Consider the following 16,224-nt stretch of genomic DNA (forward strand, 5'->3'; position numbering starts at 1 on the left):
ACAAGATCGCAAGAAAACAACACAAAGGAGTGTCACACAATGAGTATCACGGCCGAAAAACCTGCGGTATCTGCGCTTCCCCTGAACGTCGTTCGACCCGCCGCGCTCGGGCGGCCCGATATCGCTGACCCCGGCGCGCTGGGGCTCGGCGCTTTCGCCTTGACGACCTTTCTGCTGAGCCTCGCCAACTCCGGTCTGATGCCCGCTGCCGGTGCAGCTGTGCTCGGTATCGCCCTGTTCTACGGCGGAATCGCGCAGATCGCCGCCGGGCTCTGGGAGTTCGCCAAGGGCAATACGTTCGGTGCCACCGCGTTCGTCTCCTACGGCGCGTTCTGGCTCGCCTTCTGGTGGCTCGAGACGAACCCCGATGTCGCAAAGTCGGCCGGAGCAGTGGGAGTCGGCGCATTCCTCTTGGCGTGGACGATCTTCACCGCGTTCATGACCATCGCCTCGGTCAAGACCAACGGAGTGCTGCTCGCGGTCTTCATCGTTCTGACCCTCACGTTCGCCGCGCTCACCATCGGAGAGTTCAGTGGCCAAGCGGCCTTCACTCACATCGGTGGGTGGCTCGGGTTGCTCACCGCGGTACTCGCCTGGTACGGGTCGTTCGCGGTCGTCATCAACGCCACCTGGAAGCGCACCGTGCTTTCGGTGTGGCCGAGCAAGTAAGGGCAGGCAGGGCCGTGTCGATCAGCACGACGCCGGTGCAGCATCCGGCAGCCTTCGAAAACCTGTCTCGCGAAGACCGCAGATTCGCGCCGACGGAGGAATTCGCAGAAGCAGCGAACGTCACAGCTGCGGCCTACGCCGAGGCGTCGGCCGACAACCTGGCGTTCTGGGCGAAGCAGGCAGAACGGCTCACGTGGGCCGAACCCTTCACCCAGACGCTCGACTAGAGCACCGCGCCGTTCGCCAAGTGGTTCGTCGGCGGCACCCTGAACGTGGCGGTCAACTGCCTCGACCGCCATGTTGCGGCGGGGCTCGGCGACCGGGTCGCGTACTACTTCGAGGGCGAGCCCGGTGACACACGGGTCATCACCTACAGCCAACTCACCGACTCGGTCTGCCAGGCTGCGAACGTGCTGACGAGCCTCGGTGTGAAGGCTGGCGACCGGGTGGCAATCTATATGCCGATGATTCCCGAGACGGTGATTGCCATGCTCGCCTGTGCCAGACTCGGGGCGATTCACACGGTGGTCTTCGGTGGTTTCAGTGCAGATGCGTTGAAGACTCGCATTCTCGATTGTGACGCGACGGTGGTCATCACGGCCGACGGCGGTTTTCGCAAAGGGTCGGTGTCGCCCATGAAGCCCACCGTCGATGCGGCCCTTCTTGGGTGCCCCGCAGTTCGCTCGGTGCTGGTCGTCAATCGGGCGGGCAACGACGTCGACTGGATGCCCGGCCGGGACGTGTGGTGGCACGAATCTGTCGAGGCGGCGAGCCCGGTGCACGCGGCCGAGGCTTTCGACTCCGAGCATCCGCTCTATGTCATGTACACGTCGGGAACAACCGGCAACCCGAAGGGCATTCTGCACACATCGGGCGGCTACCTCACAGGGTGTTCGTTCACGCAGTGGGAGGTCTTCGACCTCAAACCCGAGACAGATGTCTACTGGACTGCGGCCGACATCGGCTGGGTCACCGGCCACAGCTACATCGTCTACGGCCCCCTGTCGAACGCGACCACGTCGGTGCTCTATGAGGGAACCCCCGACTCACCGCATCAGGGGCGCTGGTGGGAGATCGTCGACAAGTACCAGGTCACCACCTTGTACTGCGCCCCGACGGCGATTCGCACGTTCATGAAGTGGGGCCACGAGACGCTCGCGAACTATTCACTCGAGAGCCTTCGTCTCATCGGCTCGGTCGGCGAACCCATCAACCCCGAGGCGTACATGTGGTACCGGGAGCACGTCGGGCACAACCGCGTGCCCGTCGTCGACACGTGGTGGCAGACCGAGACCGGGTCGATCATGATCAGCCCGCTGCCCGGCGTCACACACGGCAAGCCCGGTGCGGCCATGAAAGCTCTGCCCGGAATCGTCGCTGACGTTGTCGACGACGACGGCGTCTCGGTACCGAACGGAACCGGTGGGTACCTTGTCATCACAGAGCCCTGGCCGTCGATGCTCCGCACGATCTGGGGAGATGACCAACGGTACGTCGAAACGTATTGGTCGAAGTTTCCCGGCACGTATTTCGCCGGCGACGGTGCGAAGAGAGACGATGACGGCGATATCTGGCTGCTGGGCCGCGTCGACGATGTCATGAACGTGTCGGGGCACCGACTCTCGACCACCGAGATCGAGTCGGCTCTCGTCTCGAACCCCAAGGTGGCCGAAGCGGCCGTCGTCGGGGCCGCAGACGCGCTGACAGGTCAGGCGGTCGTCGCGTTCGTGATTCTGCGAAGTGAAGCCGGCGACGGCGGCCCGCACGATGTGCACGAGCTGCGGATGCACGTGGCCAACCAGATCGGCAAGATCGCCCAGCCCCGGCAGATCATGATCGTGGCCGAGCTGCCCAAAACCCGTTCGGGCAAAATCATGCGGCGTCTTCTTCGAGATGTGGCCGAGAACCGGCCCGTGGGCGATGTGACCACCCTCGCCGACACCTCTGTCATGACGACCATCGCCGCCGGCATATCGACAGGAATGCACGATGACTGATTTCGTTACACCGCTGCGTCTGCCGGTCACGCCCCGACGTATTCTCTTGATGGGGCCGCCGGGCGTGGGTAAGGGAACCCAGGCGCGCCTGCTCGCCGAGAGCCTGAGCGTGCCGGCCATCTCGACGGGCGACGTTCTTCGGCACCACGTCAAGGCGAAGACTCCGCTCGGTCTTCGGGTCTCAGCTCTGCTCTCGTCAGGAAGCTACGTACCCGACGACGTCGTCGACAAGGTGGTCGCCGACCGCCTCAGCGAACCAGATGCCTGCAATGGTTTCATTCTCGACGGCTACCCCCGCACGGTCGAACAAGCCGTCTCGCTCGACGAGTCGCTCTCAGCCGTCGGGCACCTCGTTGAAGCAGTACTGCTGCTCAGCGTCGGCGAGGCTCAGATCAGGGAACGCCTCGCCGCTCGGGCCGTCACCGAGGGCAGAAAAGACGACACTCCCGACGTCATCAGGGTGCGGCTTGAGCAGTACGCCCGCCAGACCGCCCCCCTTGCTGAGGCTTACGAACAGCGAGGAATTCTGCGGCGCATCTTCGGCGAAGGAACCACCGCCGAGGTCTGCGGCCGCATCAGTCGAAACCTGAGCCTGTCACCGCAGTTGTCATGGCCTGGTCAGTCGTCATGGCCTGGCATCTAGATCTCCACGGCCCCGACTCTGCATACTCCGGGCTCGGCGTCTCGTTCAGTCGTCTGGAGATTCTGCGTATTGTGCTCGCGAGAACAGAAGTCAGCTCCAGTACGGTCATGGCAGAGATGGGAATGACGCGTAACGGCGTGACTCGGCACCTCGAAGCGCTCAGAAACGCGGGTCTCATCTCCGAGCGCCGCACGACACACCCGAGGGGGAGTGGGCCGATCACCTATTGGCGAGCTGACCGCGGCGATGTCTGGGACGCCGTGGACGAGCTCGGTCAGTATCTGCTCGGGCCACGCTGACGCTGCGCGCTTGCTGCGGCTCGTTGCTCTGACCCGGTCAGCCTCACGCGCTGCGTGCGAAGTCACTCGTTGGCTCTTCGACGAGAAAGAGTCCGCCGCCACCATTCGCTGATCTGGTCAGAGCATCGATCCAGGCCCGATTGATCGGATCAGGTCTGCCGTGCGGATAGTCGAATTGCAGCGGGATCGCACAATCCAGCCAGAGTGAAGTGCTGGGGCGGCCGGGAACATCTCTCTGCGTCCACGAGAGAAAGAAGCTCTCCTTGCGGCGCAACTTCGCACCGATGACGACCTGCAGGTGCAAGAGTGCACGGGCATCGAAGGCGGTGACGGTGTTGTCATTGCCGTAGACCAGCGTGGCCAGCTGGACGTCAGCCCCGGTTGTCATTGGCTGGCGGTGTGCATGACGAGAACCGGGCAGTGGGCATGCTCGGCGCAGGCGGTGCTCACCGACCCGAGGAGCAGGCCGGTGAAACCGCCATGACCGCGGCTGCCGACAACGAGCATCTCGGCGCCCTTGCTCTCTTCGATCAGAACCTGGGCGGGGTAGCCTTCCCGAGCGGTTTCGTTCAACCACTCTGGTGGGTTCTGGTCGAATACTGCTTCTGTGGCAGCTGCGAGGATGTGCCGCGCATCGGCCTCTGCAGACCAGTCGCTGAATCCGAAGGTGCCCACGCTCGTGGGGTTGTGCCACGCGACGACGGTCTGCACGGTTGCATTCAGCCCGCCGGCGAGGCGCACGGCCCGGCGGAAAGCCTCGATCGATGCTTCCGACCCGTCGATGCCGACGACGATGCGGGTTGTGCGCGGCCGATGTGCAGACGCTTCGGATACAACAGAGGTGACCGTCGAGCGATCGTACTCGGCGACAGCGACACCCGTACCGTCGACTCCGAAATCGACAACGCGGTTGTCGATCACGGCGACCGAGGGGGCCTCGCGAGTGGCTGAGGATACGTTCCGTGTGTTGATCATGAGTCGATGATTCCACCGGTGAAGACCCCGCAGGCAGGGCCTTTAGTCACCAATGTGAGCCTGCGGAACGAGCCGGAGCTGCCGTTCGAACAGGCGGCCACGAATGTCGACGGGCATGATGCGTACGTAGATGAATTCGGCTGTGGGAACCCACTGGGGTAGCCGCAGGTCTACATCTCGGGCGACTGGCGCGTCAGCGCCTTGAACTTCGGCTCTGCCTTTAACGGTCACACTCCATGCCCCATTTTCGAGTTGCGCGTCGGCTTCGAACACCACAGAACTGTTCGCGATCAGATCGCGAAGCTTGGCACCTCTGGCTGTTCTGAACACGATGGATGCGCCGTCAGCGACGTAGTTGACGGGAAAGATCTCCGGTTGGTTGTCGACGCTGACGCCCAGGTGTCCGAACGTCGAGCCGTCGAGCAACTTCCAGCAGTGCTCCACAGACAGCTCGGTGACCGGGCCCTGCGGCGACCACTCGTCGATGTCTTCTGCCGTCATGACCATTTTCGTTTCCTTCTGTCTCTGTGTGCGGTGTTGTCAGAACTGAAAGACGAGTCGTGCCGGTACCGTGCTGGAAAGCACTTCGGCCATGGCCGTGTTGACCTGCTCGAGGGTGCGGGTTTCGGCGATCACCTTCGTCTTGCCTGCCAGATGCAGCGCGAAAACCTCGGCAACATCCTGCCGAGTGCCGACGATCGAGCCGATGATCGAGATGCCTTTGAGTACCGTCTCGAAGATCGGGATACTCATGGTGCCTTCGGCCGGAAGTGCGACACAGATCAGTCGCCCACCGCGCTTGAGTGAGGCGAACGCTTGTTCGAACACCTTCGGCGAAGCCGCGAGCACGAGAGCGACGTCTGCGCCGCCGAGCTCGGCGATCGCGTCGACGGGGTCGAGTTTCGCGGCATTCACCGTGAACTCGGCACCCAGCTCGCGTGCAAGGTCGAGTTTCTCATCTTCGATGTCGACGCCGATCACCGTTGCGCCCATGATGCGGGCGTACTGCACGGCGAGGTGTCCGAGACCGCCGATGCCGAAGACAGCGACGTTCTCGGTGGGTACGATATTCGCTACCCTCAGCGCCTTGTAGGTGGTCACACCAGCACACGTGAGCGGCGCGGCATCCAGTGCACTGATGCCCGCTGGCACGGGTATGACGAACCGGGCGCTGGCGACGGCGTACTCAGCGAATGCTCCGTTGACGGAGTAGCCGCTGTTCTGCTGTTGTTCGCAGAGCGTCTCACGCCCATCGATACAGTAGCGGCATTCACCGCAGGCGAACCCGAGCCACGGAATGGCAACTCGCTCGCCGATCACACGGTCGGTGACGTTCGGGCCGAGGGCTTCAACGATGCCGACACCTTCGTGGCCGGGAATGAAAGGGAGAGTGGGTTTCACGGGCCAGTCGCCGTGCGCAGCATGAATATCGGTGTGGCAGAGCCCGCAGGTCTCCAGTCTGATGAGAACCTCACCGACACCCGGCGTGGGTATGTCGATCTCCTCGATCTCGAGCGGTGCGTTGAATTCGGTGACGACGGCGGCTTTCATGGTCGAGCCTTTCTGATGGCGTGCGGCGGGAGTGCATCATCAGCTTCGCGGCAGCCGCCACGGGGTGCCAGTGCCGAAGGTCCCGCGCGGCACGGGCATTCACGCAGGACCTTCGGCACTGGTTCGCTTTTTCGCGAAAGAGCAGTCTCAGCAGTATGAAGAAACAGATCACGATCGGCGTTGTCAGAGAGACGGCGGCCGGCGAACGACGGGTCGCTCTTGACCCTGAGACGGTTGCACGCCTGACGGCGGCAGACCACGACGTGCTGATCGAGTTCGGCGCCGGAGAGGAAGCCCGTTTTCCTGACAGCGCCTATCAACAGGCCAGCGCGTCTCTAGCCACGCGCAGCGAGATCATCGATCAGTGCGATGTACTCGCCGTTGTTCATGCCCCCGGCGCCGACACCATTGCTCTGCTGAGGGCGGGCCAGTTTCTGATCGGCCTCCTCGACCCTCTGAACGACCCTGTGCTGGTCGCGGCGCTCACCCAGACTGGTGTGACGGCGGCCGCGTTCGAGTTGTTACCCCGAACCCTCAGCCGCGCTCAGTCGATGGATGCGCTCAGCTCGCAAGCGAGCGCTGCCGGCTACAAAGCGGCCGTCGTGGCGGCCGACAGCTTCGGCAGGTACCTACCGATGATGATCACCGCCTCGGGCACCGCTCGACCGGCGAACCTGATCGTCATCGGCACCGGCGTCGCGGGCCTTCAGGCAATCGCTACGTCCAGGCGCCTTGGCGCTGTCGTCACGGGATACGACGTCAGACCCGCCTCCCGCGGTGAGGTCGAGTCGCTCGGGGCCCGCTTCCTGACCTCGAGTATCGCCGAGGGCGCCGCTGCCGGTGGCTACGCACGGGCGCTCTCGCCCGAGGAACACGAACTGCAGCAAACAGAACTCGCTCGCGAATTGGTCACATTCGACATCATCATCACCACAGCGAAAGTGCCCGGTCGCACACCGCCGCTCCTTGTGTCGGCAGAAACCCTCACGGCCCTGAAACCCGGCTCGGTCTGCGTCGACCTGGCCGCAAGCGATCTCGGCGGCAACGTCTCTGGGTCAGTCGATCGAAAAACGGTTGTCACTGCCGGGGGAGTGAGCATCATCGGCGCCGGTGATCTGGCAGCAGAGCTGCCCACTTCTGCATCGGCAATGTACGCCCGCAACATCCACGCCCTGCTCGAATCGTTCACCACCGACAACCAGCTGCAGGTCGACCTCACCAATGACATCCATACCGCCGTGCTGATCTGCCACAACGGCGAGGTCGTCAACGCACAGCTTCACGCCCGTCGACTCGAGGAGAGCCTGAACGCATGACCGAGACCCTGTTCAGCAATCTGGCCATCTTCGTACTCAGCCTGCTCGTCGGGTTCGAAGTGATCAGCAAGATTCCTTCGACTCTGCACACACCGATGATGTCGGGTGCGAATGCCATTCACGGCGTCGTGATCGCCGGAGCGGTCGCTGTCGCGGCGGCGGCCGACACCCCGGCCGGGTACATCCTCACCTTCATCGCGGCACTTTTCGCTTCGGCGAACGTCTTCGGTGGGTACGTCGTCACCGACCGCATGCTTCGCATGTTCACTCCCGCTGCCGCACGGCCATCGACACCAGTGGCAGCAACCACACCTGCAACAACGATGTCTGGGAAGACCTCATGACTCTGCTCGCTTTCATCATCGGCGTGGTCTACCTGGCAGCCGCGGTGTTCTTCGTCGTCGGGCTGCATCTCATGCGCACCCCTCGAACAGCCCGGCGCGGCAACCTCATTTCGGCCGGCGGCATGATCACGGCGGTCGGCGCGACCCTCGTGTACGCCATCACGCTCTCTCACTCGCACTCTCTGGGCTGGATCGCCTTGACATCAGGCGTGATCGTGGGCGGCACGTTCGGCGTCGTGCGCTCCCGGTCGGTGAAGATGACCGACATTCCGCAACTCGTCAGCCTCTTCAATGCCGTGGGCGGCGGGGCCGCAGCGGCGATCGCGTTCGCCGACTTCCTCGGCCGAGACGTGTCGGCCGGCCTCACACCCAGCACGAGCGTTCCGGTGGTGCTCGATGTCATCATCGGCTCTGTCAGTCTCTCTGGCTCACTGATCGCTGCCGGTAAACTGCAGGGCGTCATCCCGGGCCAGCCGATCCAATTTCCCGGCGCCCGCGTTGTGAATGTCGTAGTTGTGCTCGTCGCACTGGGCGCCGGGGGAGCGATGATCGCGCAGCCGACGTCGTGGCCGATGCTTCTCGTCGTTCTCGTCGCGTCGCTTCTGTTCGGCGTGTTGATGGTGCTGCCGATCGGTGGCGCGGATGCTCCTGTTGTCGTTTCGCTCCTGAACGCTTTCACCGGCCTCGCTGTGGCGATGGCGGGTTTTGTGATCGACAACCAGTCGATGATCATTGCCGGTGCGCTGGTGGGAGCTGCGGGCACGATTCTCACCCTCCAGATGGCCAAAGCGATGAACCGATCGGTGCTCACCATCATGCTCGGCGGCTTTGGAACCGGCGACAGCGGTTCGGTGGCGCTGGGCGCCACCGTCACGGCCAACGTTCGTGAAGTGACGGCAGACGACGTCGGGTTGCAGCTGGCCTACGCCCGCCACGTGATCATTGTTCCCGGCTTCGGGCTCGCAGCGTCCCAGGCCCAACACGAGGTCGCCGGACTCGCAAAACTACTGACTGACCACGGCATCGATGTCAAGTACGCCATTCACCCTGTTGCTGGCCGGATGCCCGGGCACATGAATGTGCTCCTTGCCGAGGCGAACGTACCGTACAGCCAGATGCTGCAGCTCGAAGAGGCCAACCCGGCCTTCGACACCTGCGATGTGGCGCTCGTCGTCGGCGCGAACGACGTCACCAATCCGGCCGCTCGCCGCCCCGGCAACGCTGTCTCAGGGATGCCGATTCTCGACGTCGACCACGCCACCTCGGTGGTCGTCGTCAAACGGTCGATGAGTCCCGGCTACGCCGGCATCCCGAATGAACTGTTCTCAGCACCGCAGACCGGAATGCTGTTCGACGACGCCAAGAAGGCGCTGGGCGACATCACCCTCGCGGTGAAGCAGTACGTCACCACCTGACTGTGCCGCCGCGACCTGCGGCCGCGCCGCCGCACTCGAACCCGAACCAGAAAAAGAAAGAAGAGAACCATGACACTCGTCGCAGAACCGAACACGAGCAGTACAGAATCCGACAACCGTCAGCTCGGCAAAATCGGCACGACGTACACCCGGCCGGGCAGCGCTGGCAGCATTGTGCCGCTGAAGAGCAGGTACGAGAATTTCATCGGCGGCGACTGGGTCAAGCCGATCTCTGGCGAGTACGCCGAAGATCTCGCCCCGGCGACAGGATTGCCGATCGCCGAGTACACACATTCGGGTCACGCTGACGTCGACCTCGCCGTCTGGTCTGCCCAGCGCGCGTTCAGCACCTGGTCGGTTACGACCACGGCCGAACGCGCAGCCGTGCTGAACGCGATCGCCGACCGGCTCGAGCAGCATCTCGAAGATATCGCCGTAATGGAATCGTGGGAGAACGGCAAACCGGTCAGAGAGACCCTCGCCGCCGACATCCCGCTCGCCATCGATCATTTTCGATATTTCGCAGCCGCCATCCGCACGCAGGAGGGCACCATCAAGAAGCTCTCGAACAACCTCGTCTCGTACCATTTCTACGAGCCGATCGGCGTCGTGGCCCAGATCATCCCCTGGAACTTTCCCATTCTGATGGCCGCATGGAAACTCGCCCCTGCCCTCGCGGCCGGCAACACCGTTGTTCTGAAGCCTGCGAGCGCCACGCCGATCTCGATTCTGTACGTGATGGAGTTGATTCAGGATCTGCTGCCCCCGGGCACCATCAATGTCGTGAACGGCAGCGGTTCACTTCTCGGCCAGCACCTCGTCGAACACGAAGGTGTGGGCAAGGTCGCATTCACGGGATCGACCGAGACGGGCCGGCAGATCATGCAGTACGCGATCAAGAACATCATCCCGTCGACAATGGAGCTCGGTGGAAAATCCCCCAACCTGTTCTTCAACGACGTTGCTCGCGAGCACGACGACTACTACCGCAAAGCCATTGAAGGTTTTACGATGTTCGCGCTGAACAAGGGCGAGATCTGCTCCTGCCCGTCGCGTGCGCTGCTGCAGGAAGACCTCATGACGAACGGATTCCTCGACGATGCGGTCTCGCGAGTGAAGAGAATCAAGGTGGGCAACCCGCTCGACACCGAAACCGAGATGGGCCCGCAGAACAGCGCTGATCAACTTCAGAAGATCTCGGGCTACCTCGCCCTCGGGCCGCAGGAGGGCTGCAGAGTGCTCGCCGGGGGAGCTCGGGCTGAACTCGGCGGCGACCTGGCCGGCGGCTACTTCGTCGAACCGACCGTCTTTCAGGGCTCGAACGGCATGCGTGTCTTTCAGGAGGAGATCTTCGGCCCTGTCGTCACGGTGGCTCCGTTCGCCGACTACGACGACGCGATCCAGATCGCCAACGACACCATCTACGGGCTCGGCTCCGGGGTGTGGAGCCGAGACACCGACATCACGTTCAAGGCCAGCCAGGACATCCGCGCCGGTCGTGTGTGGGTGAATACGTACCACCAGTACCCCGCGGGTGCCGGTTTCGGCGGGTACAAGCAGTCAGGGTACGGGCGGGAAACCGACCAGCAGACCCTGCGCAACTATCAAGAGGTGAAGAACGTGCTCGACAACCACGACCCCGAACCCCTCGGCTTCTTCGTTTGAGTCGCAGAAGACGGCTTCAGGTCGACTCGAACCGAGTGTCGAGCGCCTGGAGCAGCTTCGAGCATGCCCGCTCGACTCGGGCGCAGGATGCGATCCAGAAGAGATGACCGGCGCCCGGCCGATGCGCGTTCAGACCCGCCCAGACGCAGGTCTCTACTACGCTTCGGCACCCTGTGACGATCGCACGGGTGACGTCAGGATACGCGCCGGTGAAGTGCTGAAGAGACGTAGCAACCGCATCGCAGATTGCCATGCAGTCCAAGGTGAGCAGAAAGACACTCCTGGAACCAGCGTCGCAATCGAACCGTACACACTCATCTGCACAGTCTGTTGCAGCTTCAGAAGCAATGGCGCATGCGTCGATGCACTCTGACAACTGTGCCCAGAGCGCCTCCCGCGCATTCACGATCTCCACTGACAAAACGATAGACAGGAGCGATTCCACATTCACCCGGTTGACAATTGCGGCAGAGTAGCTTTTTTCCACTCCCACTCGCGGCCTGTTGTCAGCTGAATTCGGCTGCACCGGCCGAACGTACGTCGTGCATGATGAGCACAGGGCAGTGAGCGCGCAGGGCGCAGGCCGCACTGACCGAGCCGAGGGGCAGGTCTGCGAGAGCGCCGTGGCCGTGATGACCGACAACAAGCATCTGCGATCCGACGCTTTCTGCGACCAATACGTGGGCCGCCACCCCCTCGAGCACCGACTGCGTGAACCACTCCGGGGTTCGGTCGCCGAAGACGGCGGTTGTCACGTGCCTCAGTGAATTCGTGGCGTCGGTCTCGGGTGAGGTCTCGTAGTTGGCGAGGCCACCGAAAGAGACGGGGGCACGCCACGTGATCACAGCATGCACCGGCGCGTCTAGCGAACCAGCCAAACGAACGGCTCGGCGCAGCGCATCGATGCTCTGCTCCGACCCGTCGATTCCCACCAGAATACGTGCCGCAGTGCGGGTACTCGGTGCCGGTGTCGCTGCATTTTCGAGTGTCTTCGTCATGTCTTGAGTTTTGTCGGTGTGCGGCGTCATCGGTAGGGCACAAGGTCACCTGCACGATCTGCGTGCGACCGACGCACGAAGCCGCGCGCGAAGCGGCGCGCGCGAAAGTGCAGGACCAACGACCCTGCCGCAGACGTACCCGGCTTTGTCAGTATGGCTTCGCCGGCAGAAATCTTGCACGCCTGATCCGGTGCATTGACCTCTTATGCCACCTGAATGCGAGACCGAGAGTGAGTACCATGACAACCGCAACACATCTCCGCCCGACCCGCGAGACCAGGCTGCGTAAAGCGAGCTTCCTCCCGCACCCTGCCGACACGTTCCCTGCCCTGTTTGCGTGGGACGAAAACGCAGAGGAGCTGTGGCGGCACAGTTCTGCCTCCCATCTCGCGGCGACCTTTTGTCGAGTCGCCGAGCTGTTGCACACGAATCCCGACGGCGAGATGGCGGCCGGCCAGTTTCAGAGCTTCGTGCACAGCTTCACCGAAGTCGGCGACAGCAGCACCGCGGTCATCCTCGGCCAGCAGGTTGTGAGCACACCGCGACCGATCGGTACCGCCCTGATTGTGAGCGCACCGTCGTGCGACCCTCAGACGGTGGCCGAAAATGTGGCGGCGGCACTGGCCGCCCGCAACTGCGTCGAGCTCGCACTGTTCGAACAGCCCCACCCCAGCCTCATCGCCATGATCGCGGCGCTGCACGGAGTGTTGCCGAACGGCGTCTTCACCGTCTTGAGTGAGCAGACCGGATGGGGCGGGCGGGGCCCCGAGACAGCGATTGTGATTCTCACCCCCGAGAATGCGTTCATGAACGACCGGCCGTGGGTGAGATCGGGCGCCACCAGCAATCGAAGAGCGCTGATGTCGTTCTACAGCCGCTTGGAGAACGAACCTGTAGAGGTCTGATCGGCTGTCTCGAGAGAGTCAGGGGCAGCCCCGCAGGCTGTGATTCAGGCGTCGCGGGTGCGTGCCTGCAGGTCGAAGATCGCCGCCTGGGTGCGCCGTTGCAGCCCGAGTTTGCTGAGCAGGCCAGACACATAGTTCTTGACCGTCTTCTCTGCCAATGACAGCTCGACGCCGATCTCACGGTTGGTCAACCCGTCAGCAATGAGGGTCAGTACCTGACGTTCGCGAGGGTTCAGGGAGCCGAGCCTCGGATCAGCTTCTGCCGTCGATTGCAGCCGTTGCACAACGCGTTTCGTCACTGTTCGGCTGAGAAGCACCCGGCCCGCGGCAACCGCCCGAATCGAGTCGATCAGCCCGCTGCCCCGGATGTCTTTCAGCACGTAGCCTGCCGCGCCGGCCAGAACGGCTGCCGAGATTGCGTCATCGTCGTCGAACGCCGTCAGCATCAGGCACCCCAGCTCGGGATGCTGCGATCGGAGGTCGCGGCACAGATCGATGCCGTTGCCATCGGGCAGTTGAACGTCAAGAACTGCGATGTCGGGCAGGGTCGCAGCGATACGCGTGCGGGCCTGCGCCGTGGTTGCGGCTTCGCCGACAACTTCGATATCAGGCTCGGCACTGAGAAGCGCGGCAATACCGCGTCGCACCAACTCATGATCGTCTAACAGAAATACTCGAATCACGGTTCAGCCTTCTACCTCGGGGAGGGGTACGCGCCACAAGAGGGCGGTTTCGCCCGGCGCTGACGTGACAGTGAAAGAACCCCCGCGGTCGGTTGCCCGCCTTCGGAGATTTCTCAGCCCGCTCTGGCGGCCGGCAGCTGGAATGCCGACCCCGTTGTCACGCACCACCAGCTCCACCTCGTCACCCAAGACGTGCAGCGTCATACTGGACTTCGTCGCTGACGCGTGCTTGGCAATGTTCGTCAGCGCTTCGCGGCACACGGCAACGACGTCGTCGGCCAACTCGTCGGTGATGATCAGATCGACCGGGCCCGCAAAAGTGACCTGCGGGGTGTCGATGAAACCGGCACCGAGTTCATTGATGAGGTCGAGCATCCGGTGCCGCATTGTCTGCTCAGAACTGGCCGGGCGCCCAGAAAGCGCGAAGATGATGGTGCGAATCTGGGCGATACTCGAATCGAGGTTGGCCACCGACTGAACGATGCGATCGGAGTCGGAGCGAGAACGAAGGCCACCCGCAACACTTTGCAGTTCGAGGCCCGTCGCGAAGATCTGTTGAATCACGTGATCGTGCAGGTCACGTGCAATGCGCGCCCGGTCTTCGAGCAGGGCCGAACGTTGACGGTCTGCGCGAGCCCGGGCCAGCTCCATCGCCAAGCTCGCCTGGCCGGCGAAATCCGCCGCCAATTCGAGGTCGCTCGAGATGAACGGGAGCCTCTCGGTGGTACGGACGACAACCATGAGGCCGCTGGCGACACCGTCGGAGAACAGCGGGATCGTCATCGCCGGGCCAGCGTGCAGGTCTGCCGAAAATCTCAGTTTCAACTCACCAGAGCCGAACAACCGAGGTTGGCCGCCCTCGAGCACGCCGCCGAGAGGCGATGTCGAGATCTGGTGTGTCTGGCCGGCGTGGACCAGCGGGTCGGTACCTGCAACCGTTTCGACAATCAGGGTATCCGGCCTGTCGCTCTGTACGAGCACGAAGACGAGGTCTGCTTCGGCCAGCGGAAGAACGCGGCTTGCCACCACAGAAATCAGATCGGTGTCATCAGAAGACAGCAGCGCCGACGTGATCTCAGCCGATGCTGCCGACCAGCGCTGGCGACGCCGCGTTTCGGCGAACAGGCGTGCGTTCTCGATCGCCACTCCCGCTGTTGCTGCCAACGCCGTAACGAGTTGCTCATCTTCGGCGCTGAACGAACCGGATGCCTGGTTCGAGAGGTACAGATTGCCGTACACCTCTGAGCGCACCCGTATCGGCACACCCAGAAAACTACCCATCGGCGGGTGGCCCACCGGAAAGCCAGAGGAGCGAGAATCAGCAGACAGCTGCTCCAACCGAATGGGTCGAGGATCATCGATCAACGCGCCCAACAGCCCATGGCCTTCGGGTAGGTGGCCGATGACACGAATGTCTTCTGGTGTCATTCCCACATTGATGAACTGTTCGAGACCGCCCTGCGGTGACAGCACCCCGAGAGCACCATACTGTGCTCCCACCAGTTCGACAGCGGCCGCGACAATACGCTCGAGCACCACCGGAAGGTCGAGCTGTTCGACGACGGCCTGATTCGCTCGGAGCAGAGCGCGAAGTCTGCCCTGGGTGGAGAGCACGTCTCGGGCTTTGCCAACGAGATCGGTGATGGCTTGGTCGAGTTGCCCGCGCTGCGCGTCGGGAAAGGAGAGAAACTCTTCACCAGTCATGCAGATACCGCCTCGGATAGCTGACGCCCCCGCGGTTCGTTGCCCACGACCAACCCCGGTACCCCGAGTGTAGCGCGGCCGGGGCAGCGACCGGCAGCAATGTCAGGACCAAAGCCTCTGCACTCGGCGACTGACAGCGGTCACGCTGGAAGGTACCAGAACCGCAACCACGCGTGCGTGAAAGAAGAAAGTAACCATGAGCGGCAACATCATCGTCGGTATCAACGAATCCGCACCCAGTCGGGCTGCAACGTCGTGGGCGCTCGACCACAGTGGCGTCGACAACGCCGAAGTCGTGCTCACCCACGTGATGACGGTCACCGACTCGCATGACGCACATATCGTTTCGGTTGCATCGGCACGCTTGGCCGACCATGCCCACACAGCACGCCTCGCGGCTCCACACGTCACAGTGTCATCTGAACTGCGCGTCGGAGACACCCTCAACGAATTGATCGAAGCGACCTCGGGCGGCGCAGCCGCGATCGTGATCGGTACCCACAAGACGGGCTTCGTGCAGGGTCGCGTTTACGGCTCGCGGTTCATTCAGCTCGCCGCGGCGGCCCACTGCCCGGTCGTGTTCGTACCCTCCAGTTCGGGTAGAAGCTCGCACACCGGCGTCGTTGTGGGCGTCAAAGGCGTTGAGCTCGACCGGACGGCACTGGCCTTCGCTGCCCGAGAAGCAGCATCGACGGGGAGCAGGCTGAGCATCGTTCACTGTTGGACTCTGCCCGACGTCGCCGACGAGACGTTCACGGCTCACACGAATCGGTCGATGCTTCAAGCGCTTCGTGCCGACAAAACGCTGGCCGCGGCCGAAGCCATCGCGCGCGCCGTCGAACCCGCCCTCACCATCAGAACGCGAAGCATCCGTCGCCCAACGGCGGAAGGACTGATCGAAACATCTGCGTCAGCGCTGCTGCTGGTTCTCGGGCAGAGCCAGCACGAAGGATCAGCGGGTCGAGTACTTGGCCACACCGTGCACGACGTGCTGATGAACCTCGCTGTGCCCACCGCGATCATGGCTGTCGATGCCCCCGCATACGCTACGGCCACCTGA

The 16,224-nt window shown here is 63.1% G+C and carries 16 protein-coding genes and 1 pseudogene; 10 read left to right on the forward strand and 7 right to left on the reverse strand.

The features are described 5' to 3' along the window. Nucleotides 1–39 precede the first annotated feature (39 nt). The 4 genes and pseudogenes from QN358_RS00820 (at nucleotide 40) to QN358_RS18800 (ending at nucleotide 3,608) form a co-directional block, all read left to right on the forward strand. The gene (locus tag QN358_RS00820; RefSeq protein WP_323511182.1) at nucleotides 40–669 is read left to right on the forward strand and encodes an acetate uptake transporter; all 630 of its coding nucleotides are present in this window, start codon (nucleotides 40–42) and stop codon (nucleotides 667–669) included. 35 nt (nucleotides 670–704) lie between these two features. Further along, nucleotides 705–2,666: pseudogene (acs, locus tag QN358_RS00825) on the forward strand (acetate--CoA ligase). After that, nucleotides 2,659–3,309 (forward strand): adenylate kinase, encoded by a 651-nt coding sequence (locus QN358_RS00830; protein WP_136640428.1) that lies wholly within the window; start codon nucleotides 2,659–2,661, stop codon nucleotides 3,307–3,309. The pseudogene acs and the gene QN358_RS00830 overlap by 8 nt, the downstream one beginning before the upstream one ends. Next, complete coding sequence (locus tag QN358_RS18800) at nucleotides 3,294–3,608, forward strand: ArsR/SmtB family transcription factor (protein WP_161580309.1); 315 nt, start codon at nucleotides 3,294–3,296, stop codon at nucleotides 3,606–3,608. Before QN358_RS00830 ends, QN358_RS18800 begins: the two co-directional genes overlap by 16 nt. Before the next feature lie 43 nt (nucleotides 3,609–3,651). On the opposite strand, the gene QN358_RS00835 is transcribed toward QN358_RS18800, so the two are convergent. From QN358_RS00835 to QN358_RS00850, 4 genes are read right to left on the reverse strand one after another with little or no spacing between them, the layout of a single operon-like run. Then, nucleotides 3,652–3,996, reverse strand: coding sequence for an ATP-dependent DNA ligase (locus QN358_RS00835; protein WP_136640426.1), 345 nt, complete (start codon nucleotides 3,994–3,996; stop codon nucleotides 3,652–3,654). Continuing rightward, the gene (locus QN358_RS00840) at nucleotides 3,993–4,583 is read right to left on the reverse strand and encodes a universal stress protein (RefSeq protein WP_136640425.1); all 591 of its coding nucleotides are present in this window, start codon (nucleotides 4,581–4,583) and stop codon (nucleotides 3,993–3,995) included. The genes QN358_RS00835 and QN358_RS00840 overlap by 4 nt, the downstream gene beginning before the upstream one ends. Before the next feature lie 42 nt (nucleotides 4,584–4,625). After that, nucleotides 4,626–5,090 carry a pyridoxamine 5'-phosphate oxidase family protein gene (locus QN358_RS00845; RefSeq protein ID WP_201799196.1) on the reverse strand — a complete coding sequence of 155 codons (465 nt, stop codon included), beginning with the start codon at nucleotides 5,088–5,090 and terminating at the stop codon, nucleotides 4,626–4,628. Nucleotides 5,091–5,123: 33 nt separating this feature from the next. Beyond that, nucleotides 5,124–6,134, reverse strand: coding sequence for a zinc-dependent alcohol dehydrogenase (locus QN358_RS00850; RefSeq protein WP_136640424.1), 1,011 nt, complete (start codon nucleotides 6,132–6,134; stop codon nucleotides 5,124–5,126). 155 nt (nucleotides 6,135–6,289) lie between these two features. Between QN358_RS00850 and QN358_RS00855 the strand changes: the two genes are divergently transcribed. The 4 genes from QN358_RS00855 to QN358_RS00870 all read left to right on the forward strand — a co-directional run bounded on the left by QN358_RS00855 (nucleotide 6,290) and on the right by QN358_RS00870 (nucleotide 10,874). After that, nucleotides 6,290–7,450 (forward strand): NAD(P) transhydrogenase subunit alpha, encoded by a 1,161-nt coding sequence (locus tag QN358_RS00855; RefSeq protein WP_136640423.1) that lies wholly within the window; start codon nucleotides 6,290–6,292, stop codon nucleotides 7,448–7,450. Further along, a complete protein-coding gene (locus QN358_RS00860; RefSeq protein ID WP_136640422.1) occupies nucleotides 7,447–7,794 on the forward strand; it encodes an NAD(P) transhydrogenase subunit alpha in 348 nt (115 codons plus the stop codon). Before QN358_RS00855 ends, QN358_RS00860 begins: the two co-directional genes overlap by 4 nt. Continuing rightward, nucleotides 7,791–9,209: an NAD(P)(+) transhydrogenase (Re/Si-specific) subunit beta gene (locus tag QN358_RS00865; protein ID WP_323511187.1), complete on the forward strand. Its 1,419-nt coding sequence runs from the start codon at nucleotides 7,791–7,793 to the stop codon at nucleotides 9,207–9,209. Before QN358_RS00860 ends, QN358_RS00865 begins: the two co-directional genes overlap by 4 nt. 69 nt (nucleotides 9,210–9,278) lie before the next feature. After that, entirely contained in the window at nucleotides 9,279–10,874 is a 1,596-nt protein-coding gene (locus tag QN358_RS00870) for an aldehyde dehydrogenase family protein (RefSeq protein WP_323511188.1), read from the forward strand. Between the two features lie 506 nt (nucleotides 10,875–11,380). Here the strand turns inward: QN358_RS00870 and QN358_RS00875 are convergent. Beyond that, a complete protein-coding gene (locus QN358_RS00875) occupies nucleotides 11,381–11,872 on the reverse strand; it encodes a universal stress protein (RefSeq protein WP_323511189.1) in 492 nt (163 codons plus the stop codon). Between the two features lie 239 nt (nucleotides 11,873–12,111). On the opposite strand from QN358_RS00875, the gene QN358_RS00880 reads away from it, so the two are divergent. Next, on the forward strand, nucleotides 12,112–12,777 hold the full coding sequence (locus QN358_RS00880; RefSeq protein WP_323511190.1) for a hypothetical protein: 666 nt from the start codon (nucleotides 12,112–12,114) through the stop codon (nucleotides 12,775–12,777). 44 nt (nucleotides 12,778–12,821) lie between these two features. Here the strand turns inward: QN358_RS00880 and QN358_RS00885 are convergent, their stop codons facing one another. Together QN358_RS00885 and QN358_RS00890 are read right to left on the reverse strand one after the other, a co-directional pair. Further along, entirely contained in the window at nucleotides 12,822–13,460 is a 639-nt protein-coding gene (locus QN358_RS00885) for a response regulator (protein ID WP_136640416.1), read from the reverse strand. A 3-nt stretch (nucleotides 13,461–13,463) separates the two neighbouring features. Beyond that, nucleotides 13,464–15,164 carry a GAF domain-containing protein gene (locus QN358_RS00890; protein WP_136640415.1) on the reverse strand — a complete coding sequence of 567 codons (1,701 nt, stop codon included), beginning with the start codon at nucleotides 15,162–15,164 and terminating at the stop codon, nucleotides 13,464–13,466. A 196-nt stretch (nucleotides 15,165–15,360) separates the two neighbouring features. On the opposite strand from QN358_RS00890, the gene QN358_RS00895 reads away from it, so the two are divergent. Then, a complete protein-coding gene (locus tag QN358_RS00895) occupies nucleotides 15,361–16,224 on the forward strand; it encodes a universal stress protein (protein WP_136640414.1) in 864 nt (287 codons plus the stop codon).

This window comes from Subtercola sp. RTI3, assembly GCF_035018625.1.
Lineage (GTDB): Bacteria > Actinomycetota > Actinomycetes > Actinomycetales > Microbacteriaceae > Subtercola > Subtercola vilae.

Bases quoted from the DNA above. Each gene is read 5' to 3' on its own strand.
- QN358_RS00820 (WP_323511182.1), top strand. From the start codon at position 40: ATGAGTATCACGGCCGAAAAACCTGCGGTATCTGCGCTTCCCCTGAAC.
- QN358_RS00830 (WP_136640428.1), top strand. From the start codon at position 2,659: ATGACTGATTTCGTTACACCGCTGCGTCTGCCGGTCACGCCCCGACGT.
- QN358_RS18800 (WP_161580309.1), top strand. From the start codon at position 3,294: ATGGCCTGGCATCTAGATCTCCACGGCCCCGACTCTGCATACTCCGGG.
- QN358_RS00835 (WP_136640426.1), bottom strand. From the start codon at position 3,996: ATGACAACCGGGGCTGACGTCCAGCTGGCCACGCTGGTCTACGGCAAT.
- QN358_RS00840 (WP_136640425.1), bottom strand. From the start codon at position 4,583: ATGATCAACACACGGAACGTATCCTCAGCCACTCGCGAGGCCCCCTCG.
- QN358_RS00845 (WP_201799196.1), bottom strand. From the start codon at position 5,090: ATGGTCATGACGGCAGAAGACATCGACGAGTGGTCGCCGCAGGGCCCG.
- QN358_RS00850 (WP_136640424.1), bottom strand. From the start codon at position 6,134: ATGAAAGCCGCCGTCGTCACCGAATTCAACGCACCGCTCGAGATCGAG.
- QN358_RS00855 (WP_136640423.1), top strand. From the start codon at position 6,290: ATGAAGAAACAGATCACGATCGGCGTTGTCAGAGAGACGGCGGCCGGC.
- QN358_RS00860 (WP_136640422.1), top strand. From the start codon at position 7,447: ATGACCGAGACCCTGTTCAGCAATCTGGCCATCTTCGTACTCAGCCTG.
- QN358_RS00865 (WP_323511187.1), top strand. From the start codon at position 7,791: ATGACTCTGCTCGCTTTCATCATCGGCGTGGTCTACCTGGCAGCCGCG.
- QN358_RS00870 (WP_323511188.1), top strand. From the start codon at position 9,279: ATGACACTCGTCGCAGAACCGAACACGAGCAGTACAGAATCCGACAAC.
- QN358_RS00875 (WP_323511189.1), bottom strand. From the start codon at position 11,872: ATGACGAAGACACTCGAAAATGCAGCGACACCGGCACCGAGTACCCGC.
- QN358_RS00880 (WP_323511190.1), top strand. From the start codon at position 12,112: ATGACAACCGCAACACATCTCCGCCCGACCCGCGAGACCAGGCTGCGT.
- QN358_RS00890 (WP_136640415.1), bottom strand. From the start codon at position 15,164: ATGACTGGTGAAGAGTTTCTCTCCTTTCCCGACGCGCAGCGCGGGCAA.
- QN358_RS00895 (WP_136640414.1), top strand. From the start codon at position 15,361: ATGAGCGGCAACATCATCGTCGGTATCAACGAATCCGCACCCAGTCGG.